This window comes from Phenylobacterium sp. (genome assembly GCF_004299445.1).
Taxonomy (GTDB): Bacteria; Pseudomonadota; Alphaproteobacteria; order Caulobacterales; family Caulobacteraceae; genus Phenylobacterium.
On the sequence record NZ_SCTC01000003.1, the window covers coordinates 101,013 to 115,445 of the forward strand.

General features: G+C 68.4%; 13 protein-coding genes. 9 read left to right on the forward strand and 4 right to left on the reverse strand.

What is annotated here, in order from left to right:
- Positions 1-67: 67 nt before the first annotated feature.
- Positions 68-454: a DUF1801 domain-containing protein gene (locus EPN98_RS00705; RefSeq protein WP_293358858.1), complete on the reverse strand. Its 387-nt coding sequence runs from the start codon at positions 452-454 to the stop codon at positions 68-70.
- Positions 455-744: 290 nt separating this feature from the next.
- Between EPN98_RS00705 and EPN98_RS00710 the strand changes: the two genes are divergently transcribed.
- The 6 genes from EPN98_RS00710 to EPN98_RS00735 all read left to right on the forward strand — a co-directional run bounded on the left by EPN98_RS00710 (position 745) and on the right by EPN98_RS00735 (position 7,550).
- Positions 745-2,025 carry a serine hydrolase domain-containing protein gene (locus tag EPN98_RS00710; RefSeq protein WP_293358860.1) on the forward strand — a complete coding sequence of 427 codons (1,281 nt, stop codon included), beginning with the start codon at positions 745-747 and terminating at the stop codon, positions 2,023-2,025.
- A 139-nt stretch (positions 2,026-2,164) separates the two neighbouring features.
- Positions 2,165-4,204 (forward strand): S9 family peptidase, encoded by a 2,040-nt coding sequence (locus tag EPN98_RS00715; RefSeq protein WP_293358862.1) that lies wholly within the window; start codon positions 2,165-2,167, stop codon positions 4,202-4,204.
- A gap of 85 nt (positions 4,205-4,289) precedes the next feature.
- Positions 4,290-5,252, forward strand: coding sequence for a hypothetical protein (locus tag EPN98_RS00720; RefSeq protein ID WP_293358864.1), 963 nt, complete (start codon positions 4,290-4,292; stop codon positions 5,250-5,252).
- Between the two features lie 197 nt (positions 5,253-5,449).
- Positions 5,450-5,851 (forward strand): helix-turn-helix transcriptional regulator, encoded by a 402-nt coding sequence (locus EPN98_RS00725; protein WP_293359428.1) that lies wholly within the window; start codon positions 5,450-5,452, stop codon positions 5,849-5,851.
- Positions 5,852-6,084: 233 nt separating this feature from the next.
- Positions 6,085-6,774, forward strand: a complete 690-nt coding sequence (locus EPN98_RS00730) for a YceI family protein (protein WP_293358866.1) — start codon at positions 6,085-6,087, stop codon at positions 6,772-6,774.
- Positions 6,775-6,839: 65 nt separating this feature from the next.
- Positions 6,840-7,550, forward strand: coding sequence for a methyltransferase domain-containing protein (locus EPN98_RS00735; protein ID WP_293358868.1), 711 nt, complete (start codon positions 6,840-6,842; stop codon positions 7,548-7,550).
- Here the strand turns inward: EPN98_RS00735 and EPN98_RS00740 are convergent.
- Entirely contained in the window at positions 7,547-8,050 is a 504-nt protein-coding gene (locus EPN98_RS00740) for a helix-turn-helix domain-containing protein (RefSeq protein WP_293358871.1), read from the reverse strand. The two genes, EPN98_RS00735 and EPN98_RS00740, sit on opposite strands and share 4 nt — an antisense overlap.
- Before the next feature lie 133 nt (positions 8,051-8,183).
- Between EPN98_RS00740 and EPN98_RS00745 the strand changes: the two genes are divergently transcribed.
- Positions 8,184-10,241, forward strand: a complete 2,058-nt coding sequence (locus EPN98_RS00745) for an alkaline phosphatase D family protein (RefSeq protein ID WP_293358873.1) — start codon at positions 8,184-8,186, stop codon at positions 10,239-10,241.
- Positions 10,242-10,249: 8 nt separating this feature from the next.
- Positions 10,250-10,957, forward strand: a complete 708-nt coding sequence (locus EPN98_RS00750; RefSeq protein WP_293358875.1) for a GNAT family N-acetyltransferase — start codon at positions 10,250-10,252, stop codon at positions 10,955-10,957.
- 54 nt (positions 10,958-11,011) lie between these two features.
- On the opposite strand, the gene EPN98_RS00755 is transcribed toward EPN98_RS00750, so the two are convergent.
- The gene (locus EPN98_RS00755; protein WP_293358878.1) at positions 11,012-12,280 is read right to left on the reverse strand and encodes a TetR/AcrR family transcriptional regulator; all 1,269 of its coding nucleotides are present in this window, start codon (positions 12,278-12,280) and stop codon (positions 11,012-11,014) included.
- A gap of 113 nt (positions 12,281-12,393) precedes the next feature.
- Here EPN98_RS00755 and EPN98_RS00760 point away from each other — a divergent pair, with 113 nt between their 5' ends.
- Entirely contained in the window at positions 12,394-13,563 is a 1,170-nt protein-coding gene (locus tag EPN98_RS00760; RefSeq protein WP_293358880.1) for a CoA transferase, read from the forward strand.
- A 219-nt stretch (positions 13,564-13,782) separates the two neighbouring features.
- Here EPN98_RS00760 and upp read toward each other — a convergent pair whose 3' ends face one another.
- Positions 13,783-14,412, reverse strand: a complete 630-nt coding sequence (gene upp, locus EPN98_RS00765; RefSeq protein WP_293359431.1) for a uracil phosphoribosyltransferase — start codon at positions 14,410-14,412, stop codon at positions 13,783-13,785.
- Positions 14,413-14,433 lie beyond the last annotated feature (21 nt).

Consider the following 14,433-nt stretch of genomic DNA (forward strand, 5'->3'; position numbering starts at 1 on the left):
AGCGTTTCCACATACTTGTTTTCGGAATCATACACCGGCCGTCCGCGAACGCACGGGAAAGTCGACCTCAGCGCTTGCGCGCCGCCGCATTGGCGGTCGCGGCGGCCCGGACCAGGTCCTGTAACGCGCCCGCATCGATCGCGGCGCCCTCGGGCACGTCGATGGCGCGGCGGACATTCCCATCCAGGCTGGCGTTGAACAAACCCTTTGGGTCGTCCAGCGACGCGCCCTTCGCGAAGGTGAGCTTCACCGCCTTCTTGTAGACCTCGCCCGTGCAGATGATGCCATCCTTCGACCAGACCGGCACGCCCCACTTCCATTCCTCAAGGATTCCCGGGTCCGCCGCGCGGATCAGTTCGCGCAGTTCCGCCAGGGTCTCGCCGCGCCAGTCGCCAAGCTCTGCGATACGTCCGTCGAGCTGGTTGGGCCTGTTCGCTCTCGTTCCCCTGATCATGCTGCTGGTGAGCGGGCTCTACCTGTTCGCCCTGCCCTATTTGTTGAAGGCGTCGAGACCCGGTTCAAAGCATAGGTAACGCTGGCAGCTTCGATCATGAGCGAGCGGACGTGCGCCCGGCCCTGGACGACGCCTCCGCCGTCCACGTCGGCGGGGGTCTGCCCGAGGATGTCGCCGGCGACCCGTCGAAGATCACGTCGCTCCGGCGGGGAAGTCGCCGTCCCTTCGGTTGACCCTGGTCCAGCCCCCCTCCATCGTCGCCATGACGGCTCTGGAGGGGGACCAACGCCATGAGAAGAACGCTCGCGCTCATCCTGTCGGGCGCGCTCGTCGCGACCCCGCTCGCCGCGCCCAGCGTCGCCGCAGCCCAGGCGACGTCCACCGCCAAGTCCGCCATCTCGGCGCAGCGCATCGCCCGGGTCGGGGCCATGCTGCAGAGCTACGTCGACCAGGGTCGCATCGCCGGCGCCGTCATCGACATCCGCCAGGACGGCCGGGACGTCTACTCCGAGGCGTTCGGCTGGCGCGACAAGGAAGCCCGCGCCCCGATGCGCGAGGACACCATCTTTCGCATCGCCTCGCAGACCAAGGCGCTGACCAGCGTGGCGGTCATGATGCTGATGGAGGACGGTCGGCTGCTGCTGGACGATCCGATCGGCAAGCACCTGCCCGAGTGGTCCAAGACCACCGTCGCGGTCCCCAGGACGGGCGGCGGCTACGACGTGGTGCCAGTGAAGCGGCCGATCACGATCCGAGACCTCCTTACCCACACGGCCGGAATTTCCTACGGCCCAGGCCCGGCCGAGCAGGCGTGGCGTGATGCCGGGATCACAGGCTGGTACTTCGCGGACCGCACCGAGCCCGTCTCGGCCGTGGTGGCGCGCATGCCCGCCCTGCCGATGGCGGCCCAGCCCGGCGAGCGGTTCGTCTACGGCTACAACACCGACATCCTGGGCGTGCTGGTCGAGAAAATCAGCGGCCAGACCCTCGGCGCCTTCCTGGACGAGCGCCTGATCAAGCCCCTGGGCATGAAGGACACTTCCTTCTTCCTGCCACCCGAGAAGGCCGACCGCCTGGCCGTGGTCTATTCGGCCGACGGCGCCGGCATCAAGCGCGCCCCGGATCCCGGCGGGTGGCAGGGCTCGGCTCACGTGGGCCAGGGCCATTACCTGAACGGGCCTCGCATCGCCCAGGCCGGCGGCGCGGGCCTGCTCTCCACCGCCGCCGACTACAGCCGCTTCCTCGAGATGCTCCGCCGCGGCGGCGAGATCGGCGGCAAACGCTATTTGAGTCGCAAGTCGGTCGAGCTGATGACCGCGAACCACCTGGTCGAGGCGCCCTACCCGCCCGGCACCGGGTTCGGCCTCGGCTTCCGCATCCGCACCGACCTCGGCAAGAACGGGCTGCCGGGCACGGTCGGCGAGTACGGCTGGGGCGGCGCCTACCACAGTCAGTACTGGGTCGATCCCGTCGAACGCCTGACGGTCTCATACATGATCCAGCTTATTCCCGCCGGCGACATCGACGACGTGGGCAAGCTGCGCGCCCTGATCTACCAGGCGCTGGAGTAGCCGCTCGCCGCGCCTAGGCGGCGGCTCCCATCCGGAGTTCGCCTGCCGCGCGCACAGCATCACCCGTTCGTCGCACTGGCTGGACAAACCCACCCCCAGCCCTTCAAGTCTCGCGCCTGATCTTCCGGGGAGTTTCTGCATGCGTCTGGCTGTTCTGGCGGCGGCGATCGTGTTGTCCGCGGCAGGTGGGGCGCTGGCGCAAGGCGGCGACGGCCCTTCACGCACCTTCAGCGCCCGCGATCTGTTCGGCCTGCAGCAGGCCGGCGACCCGCAGGTGCGGCCCGATGGCGGGGCCATCGCCTACGTCCGCGCCGCCAACGACATCATGACAGACCGCGCCCGGCGCTCGATCTGGCTGGCGGACTCGAACACCGGCGCGCAGACACCGCTGGTCGTCGACGACAATACGAACCTGGCGCCGCGCTGGTCACCCGACGGATCGCGGCTGGCCTATGTCTCGGCCGGTCCCAACGGCGCGCAGATCTACGTCCGCTGGATCGCGTCTGGCCGCTCGGCGCGGGTCGCGAACCTGGAGCAGGCGCCCAACGACATCGCCTGGTCGCCCGACGGCAAGACGCTCGCCTTTACGATGCTGACCTTGGACGAGGGCCGCTCGCTGGCCCCGCCGATCAAGCGCCCCGAAGGCGCCAAGTGGGCGGAGCCGCTGAAGGTCATCGACAAGATCACCTACCGCGCTGACGGCGAGGGCTTCCTGAAGCCCGGCTACCGGCACCTCTTCATCGTGTCGGCCGACGGCGGCCAGCCGCGCCAGATCACGTTCGGGAAATTCGACGACGCCGGCCCGATCGAGTTCACCCGCGACGGCAAAGCGGTCCTGTTCGCGACCAACCGCGCCGACAATTGGGAGCGCGACCCGCAAGAGTCCGAAATCTACGCTGTCGACATCGCCACGGGCGGGTTGACCCGGCTCACCAATCGCGTGGGCCCGGACGCAGGCGCCACCGTCTCGCCCGACGGCTCGCGGATCGCCTACGTCGGCTACGACGACGCGCGCCGCCGCGGCTACGAGAACGTGCGCCTTTACGTCATGGACCGCGACGGCAAGAACGTCCGCGCGCTGACCGCCGACCTCGACCGCAGCGTCAGCGCACCCCAGTGGGGCCCAGACGGAAAGAGCCTCTACGTCTCGTACGATGACCAGGGCGTCGTCCAGCTGGCCCGTATCAGCCTGGACGGAAAGCGTCAGGTCCTGTTCTCGGGCCTTGGCGGCGGCGGCCTGGACCGACCCTACACCGGCGGCCAGTTCTCGGTGGGCAAGGGTGGCCTGGTGGCCTTCACCGACGCCAATCCCGAGCGACCTTCCGACCTCGCGATCTGGCGCGGCGGCAAGACCCAGCGGCTGACCGACCTCAACGCCGATCTGCTGGCCGGCAAGCAGATGGCCAGGGTCGAAGCGCTGCCCGTCGTGTCCAGCTACGACAAGAAGCCGATCGGCGCCTGGATCGCATACCCGCCGGGCTTCGACCCGTCGAAGAAATACCCGCTGATCCTGGAGATCCACGGCGGCCCGTTCAGCGCCTACGGCCCCAGCTTCGCGACCGACATCCAGCTCTACGCCGCGGCCGGCTACATCGTGGTCTACTCGAACCCGCGGGGCTCTACATCGTACGGCGAGGCTTTCGCCAACGAGATCGACCGCAATTATCCCAGCCACGACTACGACGACCTGATGAGCGTGGTGGACGCCGCCATCGCCAAGGGGGTGATCGACGACAAGCGCCTCTATGTGACCGGCGGCTCCGGCGGCGGGGCGCTGACCGCCTGGATCGTCGGCAAGACCGATCGCTTCCGCGCGGCGGCCACACAGAAGCCAGTGATCAACTGGACCAGCCAGGTGCTGACCACCGACGCCTACACCTTCATGGCCAGCTACTGGTTCGGGAAAATGCCGTGGGAGGACCCGCAAGGATACTGGGCCCGCTCGCCGCTCTCGCTGGTGGGCAACGTGAAGACCCCGACCCTGGTGGTGGTGGGCGAGAACGACGACCGCACGCCGCCGTCCGAGGCGGACCAGTATTTCGCCGCCTTGCAGTTGCGAGGGGTGCCGACGGCCCTGGTTCGGGTTCCTGGCGCCAGCCACGGCGGCATCGCCGCGCGGCCGTCGCAATCGGCGTCCAAGGCCGGCGCGATCCTCGCCTGGTTCGAACGGCACCGGTAGCTGAACCGCCGCCGCCACGGCGGTAGTGGCTTTGTTTACAGAACGTGTTCTAGTTTCGAGCATAGAGCAGCCGCTGGGAGTCGGCATGTTGCGCGACGCTCCGCCTTCAAGACTTCGGGTCGCCGCCCGGCTCGCGAACGGCTTCGCCCTGGATCTCGTCAAGCTGGGCGGCTTTGGCCGCGACGTCATCGACGCCCTGCTCCTGTGCGCCATCAGTCAGGCCAACGTGGCCCAGATCACGCGCAATCCCGAATTCCAAACCCGCTACGCCACCCTGGACCAGCCGCCGCCTGACGACCTGCGCCGGCCGGTCAGCATCAGCGCCACCGCCAACTCTCTGCGCATTCCATTCGAGACCGCGCGACGCCGGATCGCCGCTATGGCCGAGCTGGGGATCGTCATCATCCACCCGCGCGGCGTGACCATCCCGACGGCGCCCATGAATTCCCCCTTCTACAGAATGGCGTCAGCCGCCCACTACGAACTGGTCCGCAAGCTGTACCTGCGCCTGCGTGGGATCGGTCTGCTCGACGATCTGGCCCGCCCGCAGACCTCGATCTACGACCCCGAAAACCCGCCGGTGAGACTGGTGACCCGGCTGTCGGCCGACTACGTCCTGCGGCTGGCCGAGCCGATCAACCAGCATATCGGCGACCTGGTGACGGGCATCGTCCTCATGGCGGTCATTCAGGCCAACACCGAGCATCTGCCGGACCACGAGGGCGAGGCGGCCGACGAAGATCCGGCCGCTGCGGCCCTGGCGATAGACGCGCTGCGCCGGCCCGTACGCGCGTCGGCGGTCGCCGAGCGGCTGGGCATGCCCCATGAAACCATTCGCCGTCACCTGGTCCGGTTGCACGACGCCGACCGATGTGAACGAAACGGGGACGGATACGTGGTCACGAGCCGGATTCTGGCGCGCGAGCCGTTCTTCCGGCACATGGTGGACAATCAGTCGCACCTGCATCGGCTTTACGCTCAACTCTCGGATTATGGCGTTCTTTTCGAGTGGGAGCGTGAGGTCCAGGCGTTCCGCGGCGCGGCCTGACCGAAACGAGAACACGTCCCGCCCCCAAAATGGGTAGGCATCGATTTTCAAACCGTGCCACGCTGCCTCAACTTATGGACGTACCTCGGGGGAGGTACAGGCGCGGGGGCCGCTCCATCGGGGGGTGGCGTGGCTCCCGCCTCACCTGGTCGGGGGCAATGGCGAACATTCTGGAACGAGAGACCGAAGGCGCACCGATGGTGGCCGCCGAAATAGGTCGGGGCGACGGCCCTCACCCGGTCGACCGCCACGTCGGCGTGCGGATTCGCATGCGCCGCAAGGAGATGGGCGTCAGCCAGGAGCGACTGGCCGAAGCCCTGGGCATCACCTTCCAGCAGGTCCAGAAGTACGAGCGTGGCGCCAACCGCGTGAGCGCGTCCAAGCTGTGGGAAATCGCCGCGGCGCTGAAGACGCCCGTGGCCTACTTCTACGATGGTCTGGGAGACCAGGAAGCGCTGGCCGCACAACGCGACGCCGCGCAGGAATTCATGCTGTCGGCCGAAGGCATCGAGCTGATGTCGGCGTTCCCGCGCATCAGCGAACCGGCCGTGCGCCGCAAGATCGTGGAACTGGTCCGCGTGGTCGCAGACGAGATCTAAACCCCAGTCCCTCCCGGCCCGGGAGGGCGGCTGTCGCAGCCGGCTGGATGGGGAAGACCGGCCACTTTGCACCCGTGGCTACGCTTTCTCATCCAGCTCGCGGCACCCTCCCCTCCTGCAACGCTGCTGGAAGGCCGTGTTCCACTACGAGCTACGCGTGCTTGTTCTCCGAACCTGTGTCGGATCACAAACACCCGGTGCGTCCTCCGGATCTCGAAGCTCCGGAGCGCCTCATGTCCCGCGTCCTGCCCCTTGTCCTCGTCCTCGCCGCGCTGAGCGCATGTTCGCCGCCGCCCCGGGGCATCGCCAAGACCGGGTCCGCCGCGGCGCCTGCCAATTCGACGGCAATGGGCGCCCAGGCTCCGTCCGACGCACCCGCGGGCCAGTACAAGATGGACCTCAGCCACACGAGCGTGAACTTCCGCATTTCCCACATGGGCCTGTCGTTCTACACGGCGCGCTTCACGCGGATGGATGGCGTGCTGCACTTCAATCCGGCGAACCCGGCGGCGCAGAGCGTCTCGGCGACGATCGACGTCCGCTCGTTCCAGACCAACTACCCTGACCCCCAGCAGCTCGACTTCGACACCAAGATCGAGAACGACTTCCTGGGCGCGACCGCCCATCCGCAGATCACCTTCAAGTCCACCAAGGTCGAACCCACGGGTCCGCGCACGGCCCGCGTGACCGGCGACCTTACCCTCAAGGGTGTCACCAAGCCCGTGGTGCTCGAGACCACCTACAATGGCGGCTACAAGCCCAGCGCGATGGATCCGGGCTCGCGGGTCGGCTTCTCGGCGCACGGCAGGTTCAAGCGCTCGGACTTCGGGCTCACGGCCGGACTGCCCGCGCCAGGCACGACGCTGGGCGTCGGCGACGAGATCGAGGTGATCATCGAAACCGAGTTCACCAGGGCGCCCTGACGCCGTCCCTGGTCTGGACGCGCGCGGTCGCTACTCTGCCCCGGCAGAATCGAGGGACCGACGCGATGTCACGGATCAAGCGCAGGCTGGCGCTGGCGCATGCGGCGCTGATCGACCTGCTGCATGCCCCGCTATGGCGACGTCGGCCCGACCCTTACGACGCGGTCTTCCCACAGTTCATTCAGCAGGTGGCCGCGATGTCGGCGCCCACGGTCGTCGAGTTGGGATCGCGCAACGTGACCGGCGTCACCCGCCGTGGTCTCTTTCCCGGCGCGGGGCGCTATGTCGGATGCGACGTCCATCCGGGCGAAGGCGTGGATCAGGTCCTCGACGTCCACCGTCTCTCGGAGGCCTTCGCGCCGAACTCGGTGGACGCGATCTTCTCGATCTCGGTCTTCGAGCACCTGGTCTTCCCGTGGAAGGTTGCGCTGGAGATCAACAAGGTGCTGAAGCCCGGCGGCCTGGTGTTCGTCGGCACCCATCCCGCCTGGCCGCCGCACGAGCTGCCTTGGGATTTCTGGCGCTTCCCCGAGGCGGGCCTGGCCCACCTCTTCGCGCCGATCGCGGGCTTCGAGGTGCTGTCGGTCAGCGAGGGCGCACCGGCCAAGATGTATGCGCTGAAAGCGGATGCGCGGACCCGCGAGATCCGGCGGTTCCACGCCAACCTGGGCGTCGGCCTGCTGGCGCGGAAGACCCACGACTACGACGCCGACAAGCTGCGCTGGGACGTGGACATGGACCAGGCCGTGCGGACCGAATACCCGCGCCCGCTTTAGGCTTCGCGGTTGCGCGCGCAGACCTCCTCATAGGCGGCCTGCAGCTCGGCCAGCACCGATCGGCCCTCACCCGGCAGACCCAGGTGGCGACGGCGCAGCTCGTCCATGAAGGCGTCCCACATGGCCGGCCCACCCTCCTCCAACAGCTGGGCGCGGATCGAAAGCTCCTCGGTGACCGCCAGGTGCCGCCGCCCCCAGCCGCCCACCATGGCCATGATCGGGACCAGCTGGATGGCCTTCTCGGTCAGGCTGTAGATGGCCTTCTGCTTGTGACTGGGATCGTCGGCCCGGGTGATCATCCCCTGGACCTGCAGCTTCTTCAGCCGGTCGGCCAGGATGTTGGAGGCGATCCCTTCCTCGGACTTCCCCAGCAGCTCGCGGAAATGGCGGCGATCGCCGAACATCATGTCGCGCAGCACAAGGAGGCTCCACCGGTCGCCGAGGATCTCGAGCGTCAGGTTGATCGGGCACCCGGAACGGAAGGCATGTGACTCGGCCATGACTGATTGCATGGTCGCACCGGCTCGCCTGAATACAAGTCACCGGACCCATGGCCCCCGCCCGGCGGCGCTCGCGGGCCGCTCGCCGCAAGATCGCTGACCTGGGCGCGGATTCGGATCAGTCTGCCGCCCCATGACACGCACCGACCGCCGCCGATTCATCCTCTCCGCCGCCGCCATGGGCGCGTCCGCCGCCTGGAGCGCGAAGGCCGCGCCGTCAAAGGTCGCCTGGACCGAGCGGCGAGACCTCTACCCGCAGGGCGTGGCGTCCGGCGATCCCGGGCCCGATAGCGTGATCCTCTGGACGCGCCGCCCGGCCGAGGGCTCTTCGATCCCGCTCACCCTCGAGGTGGCCGAGGACCGTGACTTCCAGCGCGTGGTGGCCACGACCCAAACCGAGGCGAACGCGGCGCTGGGCTGGACCACGCGGGTGCTGGCGGGCGGTCTCAAGCCATCCACCGAATACTGGTACCGCTTTACGGACCCTCAAGGCGCCGGCAGCCGGATCGGCCGAACGCTGACTGCGCCCGCAGCGAACGATCCGCGCCCGGTCCGGTTCACCTTCGTATCCTGCCAGAACGTCCAGCAGGGCGCCCAGAACGCCTATCGCCGGATGACCTGGGAGGACGAGCGCGCGCCGGCGGGCGAGCGCCTCGACTTCGTCCTGCACCTCGGGGACTACATCTACGAGCTGGTCTTCGATCCGGCGATCTCGCCCACCAACTACGACCGCACCAACAAGGACCTCGTCCGCTACAAGACCGGCCGAAAGATCGCGAACTTCACCATCCCGGTGACCGTCGAGGACTATCGCCAGGTCTACGAGGCCTACCTGCTCGACCCGGACCTGCAGGACGCCCGCGCCCGCTGGCCTTTCGTCACGATGGGCGACAACCACGAGTTCAGCTGGCAAGGCTGGCAGAGCATCGCGGTCTTCGGGGGCGAGAGCATGCCGGCGCAAACGATCCGCGCCGCCGCCAACCAGGCCTGGTTCGAGTTCCAGCCCGCCCGCGTGACCAAGCCCGGCGCGGGCCTTAACGCCTTCGATGCGCCGAAGGTGACGGACACGCCGGTCACCGCCTTCGACGACCACGGACTGGGGACCGAGCCCAACAACCTGACGGCGCTGGCCACCCTCACCGCCTATCGGAGCCTACGCTTCGGCCGCCACCTCGACCTGATCCTCACCGACCTGCACAGCTATCGCTCGGAGGAGCCGACGGGCCGCAAGGGGACCGAGCCCTTCTCGCCACGGCCCTACCAGCAGTTCATGCCCGAGAACGTGCAGAAGGTGTTGGACGCCGGACGCACCGCCAACGGCGGCAAGCCCCCCGCCACCCTCCGCTTTGGCGATCAGGACGTGCCCAATGTCTGCAAGGACGCCCCGCCCCAGACGATCCTCGGCGCGACCCAGAAGGCGTGGTTCCTGAAGCGGCTCAAGGCCTCGACCGCCACCTGGAAGGTCTGGGGGGCCACCCAGGGCGTGCTCGACCGGCGGGCCGATCTGCAGAACCTCCCGGCCTCGTTCCCGAAATGGCCAGGCGCCGGCTACGCGGGCTTCGGCGGCGGCGACCATGGCGCGGCCTATGTCGAACGCGGCGAGATCTACGACTTCGTGCGCGACCACAAGATCACGGGCTTCGCGGCCGTCTCGGGCGACCGCCACAGCTTCTGGGCCGGGCGCGCGGCCAAGGCCCTGCCGCCCGAACGGTTCGAGCCCGTGGGCGTGGCCTTCATCACCGGCTCGATCTCGGCCCCCGGCATGGCTGAAGCGCTGCAATACAACATGAAGAAGGACGACCCGCTCCGCCCCCTGTTCCTCGTCGATCGTCCCGACGGCGGACGGCCCGACGTGACGGCGAACATGCTGATGCGGCACGGGGTGGCGTCCTGCCTGGAGTACGCCAAGAGCCGCGACGTTCAGAAGGCCCGCGCCGTCCGCAACCCCGACAACGCCCCGCACCTCGACTTCCTGGACGTGGGCGGCCACGGCTACGCCCACGTCACGGTGACCAACAAGGCGATGACCTGCGACTTCGTCTGCATTCCGCGCCCCGTGACCCGTAGCGCCACGCCCGACGGTGGCCCGCTGCGCTACCGCGTCCGCCACGAGGCGACGCTGTGGGCCCCCGGCGCTGAGCCCACGCTGAGGCAGACGGTGCTGGAGGGCGATCCGGAGCTCTCGATTTGAGAGAGGGCTTGGCCGCGTTCGCTTTGCAGGCCGAAACCATCTTCCGCCTCGACGCCCGGCTGCGGATCGTGGGCGAGAACGATCCCGATAGCTCACGGGGGCCCCTGGCCTTCGTCGGCGGCTGCCCAGGCGGCGTTCTTGTCCGGCTGCACGTGGACGTGTCGGCCGCCGACGCGGCCGAAGCCGAACGGCTCGCCGGATCGACGCCATGGTCTGACACCGCAGCCGATCCCCCCTGGCTAGACCCGTTGATGGCCGGCTTGCGCGCCACCGCCGTGGAACGCTCGCAAACCTATGCCCTCGACCAGCGCGCCATGCCCGTGGCGGCTGGCCTGATCCGCAGCGACGCCCCCGAGGGCGCGGCTCTCGTTCGAAAGCTCGAACGCGACGGTATGCCCACCCATCTCGTCGAAGCCGGGTTCGTCAGCGTCGGCGACTTCTGGGCGCCGTGGTGCGCGATGGAGGAGGACGGCGAGATCGCCGCGATCGCGTTCGCCGCCCGACAGACGGTGTCCGGCGCCGAGGTGGGCGTCTACACCTTCCCGCCGTGGCGCGGGCGGGGCCTGGCGGCGACCGTCACCGCCGCATGGTCGGCCCTGCCCGAGCTAGCGGACCGGACGCTGTTCTACAGCACCACCATCGACAACCTGGCGTCCCAGCGGGTCGCAGCGCGGCTGGGGCTCACGCAGATCGGCGCGAGCCTTCGGCTCACATAGCCCACACCGGACACGCCACTTGGGTCCTGACGCGAACGCGCCCTGGGTTCCCGATCAGCGCGCCGCGGGCGAGGCCAGGCCTTCGAACACTGGCCGCACATAGTGCTGCACCACCGTTTCGGGCGACATGCCGGGGGTCCAGTAGTGCAGCTCAGCCGCGGCGTTGATCGCCGCCGAGATCATCTGGGACGCCACGTTCACATCCACCGGCGCGCAGCTGCCATCGGCCACGCCATCGCACAGGATCGAGGCGAAGCGGTACGAGATCCGGTTGAACCGCTGCATCAGTCCGGCCCGCAACGCCTCGGGCACCGCCGTGAGCGCGGAGGTGCGCAACAGGGGCGCCTCGCCGCTCATCTGGTGCTCGATCAGGGCCGAGACCGTCGAGACCAGCACCTCCAGCCCCGTGCCACCGGCCTGCTCGGCCGCGTGGATCGCCCGCCACATGGTCTCGAATGTGCGCTCGAAGCAGGCCACCACCAGCTCATCCTTGGTCTGGTTGTGGTGGTAGAAGGCGCCCTTGCTGACATTGAGCCGCGCAGAAATCCGCTCGACGGAGGCGCCGTGATAGCCCTCCTCGTTGATCAGACAGGTGGCCGCCCGCAGGAACAGCTCAGACGATGAGACGGCGCCTTCGCAGCGGCGGGCCAGGTCCAGCGGCCGGGGCTCGGGCCAGGGCGATCCCTTGCGGACGACGCCGTGGGTCAGGATCACGGCCATGCGCTCGGCTGTCCGGGCATAGTCCCCCGGCTCGACCTGATAGTGCCAGGCCGCGATCCAGAACACCTGGCTGAGCAGCAGGTGGGCGCGCGCGTTGCCATGCGGCCGGGGCAGCGCGTCCGGCCCCGCCAGCAGGCCCCGGAAGCGCCGGAACATGTCGACGTAGGCGGTGTTCACCACCGCGCTGTTCAGCGCGCGCACATCATTGAACACCGGCAGCGGATCGGCGCCGCCCTCGGCCACCCGGCGGGCGTGCTCGAAGTAGGCATGGATAAACGCCGTGAGCCGCGCCACGTCGGTCGGAGCGTCGGCATGGGCCGCGATCATCGCGTGATAGGCGTCTAGACCTTTCAGGAAGGCGGCGGCGGCCAGCTCTTCCTTGTTCTTGAAGTAGTAGATCACCGCGGTCGGCACGAGATCGAGGCGGGCGGCCACATCGCCCAGGGTCATGCCCCGCACGCCCTTGCGGTTCATCTCCTCGACGGCGGAGCGGACGATCGCGTTGCGCTTGGCTTCGTAGCGGCGCGTCGGCGGCCGCCGCGCGGCGTCCGCATCCTCCGCTTGGCTTCCCGACGAAGCCCCATCGCCGACGGCCATTGTCATGCAATCGTCTTAGCGCGGTTCGCTGTCTGCCTCCATGGCCCCTTCCGTTGGGTCAGTTGTGGCGAGCCCAGTGGGCGGCTAGGTGTCGAACAACAAGTACGGGAAGGATCGCCATGCTGCTCCAGGGTCTGAAGGTGGTGGAAATGTCCACCTGGGTGGCGGGCCCCAGCTGCGCGGCGGTGCTGGCCGACTGGGGCGCCGAGGTCATCAAGGTCGAAAGCCCGATGGGCGACGTCACCCGCGCCTTCTTCGCCAATCCCGAGAACGGCCAGAGCCCGATCTACGCCAACGAGAACCGCGGCAAGAAGGGCGTGGTGCTCGACACTACCAAGCCCGAGGGCAGGGCCGCGCTGAAGAAGCTGCTGAAGGACGCCGACATCTTCGTCACCAACACGCGACCCGGGTCTCTAAAGAAGATCGGCCTCGACTATGAGACGCTGAAGCCCGAGTTCCCCAAGCTGATCTACGCCGCCGTCACCGGCTTCGGCCTGACCGGCCCCTGGGCCAACGAAGGCGGCTTCGACATCACCGCCTTCTGGGCGCGCAGCGGCGTGGCCCGCGCCATGATCCCCACCGACCAGGAGCCGTTCGCGTCCAGGCCAGGCTTCGGCGACCACGTGACCGCGATAACCACCGTCGCCGGCATCCTGGCGGCGGTGCATGAGCGGCATTCGACCGGGAAGGGCCGCCTCGTGGAGACCAGCCTGCTGCGCGCCGGCAGCTATGCGATCAGCTGGGACCTGTCGCTCCAGCTCTACTATGGCGAGGTGCAGACCAACGGGCCGCGCGACGAGCGGCCGGTCGCGATCTCGGGCTTCTTCCGCACCAAGGACGACCGACACCTCGTCATCGTGCCCAAGAACGTGAACTGCTTCACGAACGTGATGATCGCTATCGATCGGCCGGAGGTGGTCGCCGACCCACGCTTCGAGATTCCCATGCTCGATATGGACGTGGTGCGCGAGGCTCGCGCCATCTGCGACGAGGGCTTTGCCCGGTTCACGCTGGAGGAGATCGGCGAGCGCCTGAACGAACTGGACGTCGCCTGGGGCCCGCTGGGCACGCTGGCCGAACACGCCGCGTCCGAGCGGGCCGAGCTCGCGGGCTGCTTTGTCGAGCTGGAAGACGGCCTGGGCGGCCGCTTCCGGGCCCCCGCAACGCCCGTGCGTTTCCCCGAGGGCGCGCCGCCCGTGGGCGCCGCCGCCCCGCAACTGGGCCAGCACACGCGTGAGGTCCTCGAAGCGGCCGGTCTGACCCCCGAGGAGATCGCCGCCGTTATCTAGCGGGCCTGAAAACAAATGGGCCGCGCAGGTTTCGCCGCGCGGCCCGAAGTTCGAGGAAGGAGAACGCCCCGAGAGGGCTTCACCATCTGAGACCCACTCCCTTGGCGAGGAAATGGCGCGCCGCGCCGCGACTGCGATTTGCCGCACAACGCTCAGGTTCGAAGCACGGTTTGCTCCCGGCGCCCGGTTTCCCGGCAAATGATCCCGGCGAAACCGATCTCATCGGGTGCCGTACATCCGGTCGCCCGCGTCTCCCAGCCCAGGCAGGATGTAGCCGTGGTCGTTCAACCGCTCATCCACCGCCGCGGTCCAGACCGGGACGTCGGGGTGATGGCCGTGGAATTTGGACACGCCCTCGGGCGAGGCCAGCAGGCAGGCCATACGGATCTGCCTGGCGCCGGCCTCCAGCAGCCGGTCGACGGCGGCGATAGCCGTGTTGCCGGTGGCCAGCATCGGATCCACCACAACGACGACCCGCTCGGCCAGGTCGGCGGGGGCCTTGAAGTAGTATTCCACGCAGTTCAGCGTCGCCGGGTCACGGTAGAGGCCGATGTGGGCGACGCGGGCGGCGGGCGCCAGTTCCAGCATCCCGTCCAGCATGCCCATGCCCGAGCGCAACACCGGGGCGAACACCAGCTTCTTCCCGGCCAGCTGCGGCGCCTGCATCACCTGCAGCGGGGTCTCGATCTCGACCAGCTCCACCGGCAGGTCGCGGGTGACCTCGTAGCAGAGCAGCGCGCCGATCTCGCGCAGCAGCTCGCGGAAGCTCTTGGTGGACGTGTCCTTCTTCCGCATCAGCGTCAGCTTGTGCTGCACCAGCGGGTGGTCGACGACCGTGACGCCCTTCATGGCTCGAGCCATCCTGCGTAT

Bases quoted from the DNA above. Each gene is read 5' to 3' on its own strand.
- EPN98_RS00725 (WP_293359428.1), top strand. From the start codon at position 5,450: ATGGTGGCCGCCGAAATAGGTCGGGGCGACGGCCCTCACCCGGTCGAC.
- EPN98_RS00710 (WP_293358860.1), top strand. From the start codon at position 745: ATGAGAAGAACGCTCGCGCTCATCCTGTCGGGCGCGCTCGTCGCGACC.
- EPN98_RS00760 (WP_293358880.1), top strand. From the start codon at position 12,394: ATGCTGCTCCAGGGTCTGAAGGTGGTGGAAATGTCCACCTGGGTGGCG.
- EPN98_RS00720 (WP_293358864.1), top strand. From the start codon at position 4,290: ATGTTGCGCGACGCTCCGCCTTCAAGACTTCGGGTCGCCGCCCGGCTC.
- EPN98_RS00730 (WP_293358866.1), top strand. From the start codon at position 6,085: ATGTCCCGCGTCCTGCCCCTTGTCCTCGTCCTCGCCGCGCTGAGCGCA.
- EPN98_RS00705 (WP_293358858.1), bottom strand. From the start codon at position 454: ATGATCAGGGGAACGAGAGCGAACAGGCCCAACCAGCTCGACGGACGT.
- EPN98_RS00740 (WP_293358871.1), bottom strand. From the start codon at position 8,050: ATGGCCGAGTCACATGCCTTCCGTTCCGGGTGCCCGATCAACCTGACG.
- EPN98_RS00745 (WP_293358873.1), top strand. From the start codon at position 8,184: ATGACACGCACCGACCGCCGCCGATTCATCCTCTCCGCCGCCGCCATG.
- EPN98_RS00735 (WP_293358868.1), top strand. From the start codon at position 6,840: ATGTCACGGATCAAGCGCAGGCTGGCGCTGGCGCATGCGGCGCTGATC.
- upp (WP_293359431.1), bottom strand. From the start codon at position 14,412: ATGAAGGGCGTCACGGTCGTCGACCACCCGCTGGTGCAGCACAAGCTG.
- EPN98_RS00715 (WP_293358862.1), top strand. From the start codon at position 2,165: ATGCGTCTGGCTGTTCTGGCGGCGGCGATCGTGTTGTCCGCGGCAGGT.
- EPN98_RS00755 (WP_293358878.1), bottom strand. From the start codon at position 12,280: ATGACAATGGCCGTCGGCGATGGGGCTTCGTCGGGAAGCCAAGCGGAG.